This is a genomic window from Streptomyces sp. ASQP_92 (genome assembly GCF_025399895.1).
Lineage (GTDB): Bacteria > Actinomycetota > Actinomycetes > Streptomycetales > Streptomycetaceae > Streptomyces.
Genome location: NZ_JAODUA010000055.1, coordinates 1 through 1,439 on the forward strand (window position 1 = coordinate 1; position 1,439 = coordinate 1,439).

1 rRNA gene is annotated in these 1,439 nt (G+C 56.0%); it reads left to right on the forward strand.

Annotated elements, in window-relative coordinates:
• Positions 1–1,392, forward strand: a 23S ribosomal RNA gene (locus N4G70_RS36865); the annotation flags it as partial.
• Between the last annotated feature and the right edge of the window lie 47 nt (positions 1,393–1,439).

Below are 1,439 nucleotides of genomic sequence, written 5' to 3' on the forward strand. Positions count from 1 at the left end.
CTGAGACCTGATGCCGAGCCGATTGTGGTGAAGTGGATGATCCTATGCTGTCGAGAAAAGCCTCTAGCGAGTTTCATGGCGGCCCGTACCCTAAACCGACTCAGGTGGTCAGGTAGAGAATACCGAGGCGTTCGGGTGAACTATGGTTAAGGAACTCGGCAAAATGCCCCCGTAACTTCGGGAGAAGGGGGGCCATCACCGGTGATAGCACTTGCTGCTTGAGCTGGGGGTGGCCGCAGAGACCAGCGAGAAGCGACTGTTTACTAAAAACACAGGTCCGTGCGAAGCCGTAAGGCGATGTATACGGACTGACGCCTGCCCGGTGCTGGAACGTTAAGGGGACCGGTTAGTCACATTTCGGTGTGGCGAAGCTGAGAACTTAAGCGCCAGTAAACGGCGGTGGTAACTATAACCATCCTAAGGTAGCGAAATTCCTTGTCGGGTAAGTTCCGACCTGCACGAATGGCGTAACGACTTCTCGACTGTCTCAACCATAGGCCCGGTGAAATTGCACTACGAGTAAAGATGCTCGTTTCGCGCAGCAGGACGGAAAGACCCCGGGACCTTTACTACAGTTTGATATTGGTGTTCGGTTCGGCTTGTGTAGGATAGGTGGGAGACTTTGAAGCGGCCACGCCAGTGGTTGTGGAGTCGTCGTTGAAATACCACTCTGGTCGTGCTGGATGTCTAACCTCGGTCCGTGATCCGGATCAGGGACAGTGTCTGATGGGTAGTTTAACTGGGGCGGTTGCCTCCTAAAGAGTAACGGAGGCGCCCAAAGGTTCCCTCAGCCTGGTTGGCAATCAGGTGTTGAGTGTAAGTGCACAAGGGAGCTTGACTGTGAGACCGACGGGTCGAGCAGGGACGAAAGTCGGGACTAGTGATCCGGCGGTGGCTTGTGGAAGCGCCGTCGCTCAACGGATAAAAGGTACCCCGGGGATAACAGGCTGATCTTCCCCAAGAGTCCATATCGACGGGATGGTTTGGCACCTCGATGTCGGCTCGTCGCATCCTGGGGCTGGAGTCGGTCCCAAGGGTTGGGCTGTTCGCCCATTAAAGCGGTACGCGAGCTGGGTTTAGAACGTCGTGAGACAGTTCGGTCCCTATCCGCTGCGCGCGCAGGAACATTGAGAAGGGCTGTCCCTAGTACGAGAGGACCGGGACGGACGAACCTCTGGTGTGCCAGTTGTCCTGCCAAGGGCATGGCTGGTTGGCTACGTTCGGAAAGGATAACCGCTGAAAGCATCTAAGCGGGAAGCCTGCTTCGAGATGAGTGTTCCCACCTCCTTGAGAGGGTAAGGCTCCCAGTAGACGACTGGGTTGATAGGCCAGATGTGGAAGCCCGGTAACGGGTGGAGCTGACTGGTACTAATAGGCCGAGGGCTTGTCCTCAGTTGCTCGCGTCCACTGTGTTTGTTCTGAAGCAATGAACTCCCGCA